Source organism: Armatimonas sp. (assembly GCF_043760365.1).
Taxonomy (GTDB): domain Bacteria; phylum Armatimonadota; class Armatimonadia; order Armatimonadales; family Armatimonadaceae; genus Armatimonas.
Genome location: NZ_JAYUPA010000715.1, coordinates 1 through 3677, shown reverse-complemented (window position 1 = coordinate 3677; position 3677 = coordinate 1). Strand labels below are relative to the sequence as shown.

The 3677-nt window shown below is 57.0% G+C and carries 6 protein-coding genes; all 6 read right to left on the bottom strand.

Features of this window, described 5'->3' with window-relative positions; all coding sequences use genetic code 11:
- On the bottom strand, positions 1-405 hold a 405-nt coding region (locus tag ACH2EH_RS16840), incomplete at its 3' end, for a hypothetical protein (RefSeq protein WP_395143371.1).
- Complete coding sequence (locus ACH2EH_RS16835; RefSeq protein ID WP_395143370.1) at positions 402-1265, bottom strand: hypothetical protein; 864 nt, start codon at positions 1263-1265, stop codon at positions 402-404. The genes ACH2EH_RS16835 and ACH2EH_RS16840, both read right to left, overlap by 4 nt.
- 14 nt (positions 1266-1279) lie before the next feature.
- Positions 1280-1477, bottom strand: coding sequence for a hypothetical protein (locus ACH2EH_RS16830; protein ID WP_395143368.1), 198 nt, complete (start codon positions 1475-1477; stop codon positions 1280-1282).
- Positions 1478-1488: 11 nt separating this feature from the next.
- A complete protein-coding gene (locus tag ACH2EH_RS16825; protein ID WP_395143366.1) occupies positions 1489-2349 on the bottom strand; it encodes a DNA-methyltransferase in 861 nt (286 codons plus the stop codon).
- The gene (locus ACH2EH_RS16820) at positions 2346-2873 is read right to left on the bottom strand and encodes a metal-dependent hydrolase (RefSeq protein WP_395143365.1); all 528 of its coding nucleotides are present in this window, start codon (positions 2871-2873) and stop codon (positions 2346-2348) included. The genes ACH2EH_RS16825 and ACH2EH_RS16820 overlap by 4 nt, the downstream gene beginning before the upstream one ends.
- A gap of 13 nt (positions 2874-2886) precedes the next feature.
- Positions 2887-3579: a restriction endonuclease gene (locus ACH2EH_RS16815; protein WP_395143363.1), complete on the bottom strand. Its 693-nt coding sequence runs from the start codon at positions 3577-3579 to the stop codon at positions 2887-2889.
- Between the last annotated feature and the right edge of the window lie 98 nt (positions 3580-3677).

Genomic DNA, 3677 nt, shown 5'->3' with positions numbered 1-3677 from the left:
CTCTGTTTTCGGAAATCGAAAACTACGGAAAGAAGAATATATATCTTCCGTAGTTTTCGATTTATCGACTGCACGGTCGGCTTTATCGACCATTGATGAGAGTCGGTAGAGTAGGATTCCCCGATGGAAGCGGCGAGCCTCTGGTGTCGGGAGGCGCTCTCCTGTGACCGTAAATACCTCCAGTAGACCCTTCTGAATCAAGGAGTCAACTGCTGCCGAGACCGCTTCACTGGCGCGGCCCGTTCGCTTGCGTAGCTGGGAGTGCGCCAGCCAGTCCACTTCCTTACCTGATCTTCCGATGGTCTGTCTTGCCACGAGAAGCAATATCCGTAGCTCCGTGTCTTTGAGCTTGGGCATCCATCTATCCAGAATCGCGCTTGGAATGGAAACCTCACTCGCGCTCATTGCAAATCCCAGCGAATGTCGGGGAGGCCTTCGGACACCTCGACGGTCGTTGCAACGTCCACCAGATTTGGATCGTCTGCGCTCGCCAGCTCGGGCGACGGATACCCCGCAGGTGGTTCGTAGTTTCCCCGGATCGCAGCCACGACGAAGCGCGCAGGCGACTTTGCTCCGCGCAGTGGGAGCCAGTCGAGCTGCTGGAGCGCTTCTTGGGCGCTATGCTCGGTGAGCAGGCTTTCTATCTCCTCACGGGGTACTCCCAGGCTGTAGAGCCGCCTGCGAGCCTCACCCTCGGGCGAGGCGTCGGCCTCTCGTGGATCGTGGCCTAGTGCTTCTTCAATCTCTCGCTCTACCTCCGCTCGTGGCCGGGCGTACTTGGCACGGCTAGCGGCGATAATGGCCTCGCGTCCTGCGGGAACGTAGCCGAGCGGCTCAGGCGCTGGCTCCATCGTCGCCTCTAAGTGAGCATCAAGAACGAGCTTGTGATCATGGGTAGTGACCTTGGGCGAGAGCATGTAGCCATCCATTCCGCTCTCCCTTAGTAGGGGGATGGCCAGTGGAGTCCCTTGCCACTGGAGCTTTGTGAGGGGCTCCATAAAGTCTCGAACACTGCCCGCCGAGATGCCCAGTGCCTCGGCGATCTCGTGGATCGTGGGGTGGATGTCCCCGTTTGGTGTTAGAAAGCTGAGTAGAGTCAGCAGTGGCCGTGCTGCCGTGTCAGGGAGCTCTGTGAGCAGTCCTGAGGTTCGTAGCGCGGGAGCGAGTAGCAGTTTTGCCTCCGGGACAAAGTTGCGCCTTCCCTGTTCGACCTGCCGATGCTCAATAATAAAGGGAGGGGTGGTTGTAGAAGGAGTGCTGTTCATAGGAGGAGTGCTGTTCATAGAATGACAGTTAGTTGCTGGATGCCTTCCTGGAGCCGCCTCAGGAGTCGCTTGAGGCGCTGGCGATCAGCGAAGCGGAGGGTTTCGGGACGGGTCGCTCCTTCAAGAAGTCGAAGCAGTAGGCGGACAAGCTCGTCGCATCGAGCAACATAGAAGGTAGCCTCGCGGGATTGATCGGTTGTAGTAGTGGTCATAATGGGGGGCTTTATCGAATGGTTTTGTAGTAGGCGCTGTGGCGCTGGCGGATAAGGGGCTGGCTCTTTCGCTCTGTGGCGAGGGGGATGAACTCGGGGTTTATCTCGTAGCCCACGAAGCGCCGCCGTAGGTGGTGAGCCGCCTTGCCCGTTGTGCCACTGCCCGTGAAGGGATCGAGCACCAGATCATCCTTGTAGCTGTAAAGCTCGATGAGACGTGCAGGCAGCTCGTCGGGAAACGGACAGGGGTGAATCTCCTTGCTGGCGGGTGGGATGGGCAGGATATTCCAGACGGAGCTTGCGATCTCAAAGACGTAGAGCGGCCCGGTCTCTAGTCGGCTTGCCTCGCGCTCCTGAAGCGTGCGGCCTTCGTAGATGCCAGGGCCAGGCTTCTGGAAGATGAGGAGCCACTCGTGGTTCTTGTTGGGGAAGTAGTAGCCCGGATAGGGCTTCTGGATCAGGGTTCCTGCCCGCCTGTCGTAGGCTCTCCAGCGCCGCCAGATAAGCTCCTCCTTGAGCTGAAATCCAAGGGTCAGTAGCCCGATGATCAGATCGGAAGGGAGCGGTCTGAGGACTCCTTTCTCTCGTGTAGAGGCGACATTGATAGCGGCATGTCCTCCGGGCTTAAGGACGCGATAGGCTTCAGCAAAGCAGCTTGTCAGCAGCTCCAGAAGGCTCTCGTAGGTTTGTGGGATGTCCCCGTCCATCTCCCTTAGCAGCGCGGGCATCATGAGGGAGTCGTTTGGCTTTATCCAATAGGGCGGGCTGGTGACGATCAGATCCACGGAGCCGTCAAGTAGCTCCGGCATCTTCTGACAGGAGTGGTTGTAAATCGCCCAGTTAACATCGTTTTTACAGTTGGGGTTACTCATACAATGGGCGGTTGTAACGTCGTGAGCATGATGGCTATCGCTGTCATGGCGAGCAGTGCCAGGACGATGTCCTCTGGCTCTGAGCCTGTGGTAATCCGGAGTTTTGGTGGGAGCAAGTGAACACGCCGACGATTTGGAAACCAGAAGGGAATCCCCGCTTTGGTTGATGCATCTAGGGCGAGGTGGCTTGCGTAGCCCAGTAGAAGCGCAATGGCGGCCACGGGCTCCAGGTAGAGAGCAATGGGTAGCCCAACAACAAGTGCCACGAGTAGCAGACCTAGCAACGAGTGGAGTAGTCCTCGGTGTCCTAGAAGGCGGTGTAGCGCGAAGGCAGGCAGCGCAAAGGGTGCGATCCCTGTGCCGAGCGTGAGGTTCTTGATGCGCGACTCTCTGGCATCAAGGTCGGGCAGGAGTGCGCCAAGCCCTGCCGCGATAGCAAGCAGGCCGATGCTCTCTGCTGGTACGAATGGTTTGAGTAGCCAGAGGGTTGCCAGTCCTCCAGCCAGATGAGTTCTCCAGGTCAAGGTGGCCTCCTGATTAAAATGGTTGTTCTGCTGGTAAAGAGTAGTCTTTCCGAAGAGCAGGTCTTTGCCTAAGGGAGACGGTCACGACAAGGTCACCGTCATATTTGCCCTTCACTTGATCTGGCTTTCCCTTCATCAGGGCTCCGGGTTTCATCGGGACTCCGGGGCGGTTCCCTCGGCTATCTCGCTCCAAACGCTTGAAGAAGTCCTCGTCGAGCTTGCCACTTTTCGTAACGCCGATTTGGTACTGGCGCAGTAGCACTGCCAGCTCCTCGCCGCCCATGAGGTAGAGCGGTGCGACCGTGCCCTGGGTGCCGGTGATGGTGGGGGAATACCCCGAGGTGGTGATGAGCATGCCCTCAGCAGCTCCCTGTCGAAGGCAAACACCCCGAAGCTCATCTACAGTTCTCTGGAAGAGGCGCTGGGTGGGGTGGAACTGCTTGAGCTGAAAGGCGATGCTTCGCTTGCCTGCAGCGCTGACATAGCTGGCTGTAAGGTCAATGCCTCCTGCCCTATTTCGACCTTTCCAGTCGGTTCTGCCTGCGGGCTGTATGTCTTGGTAGCCGAGTTTATCCAGGAGCATGGCGACGGTTAGGGTAAAAGCATCGAAGGGGAGTTCACAAAGCCGCTCTAGTAGCTGAACCCCTGTGATTCCTGTCGTAGAACTTTCTGGCTTTGGTCTGATAATGAGCTTTTTGTTCTGCATAATGGTTTTTTTATTCTGCATAATTTGGGAAATTTATATAAAACTGAAATGATGGTTCACGGTCTTCATATGGTTCTCGGTCTTCATATGGTTTTTGA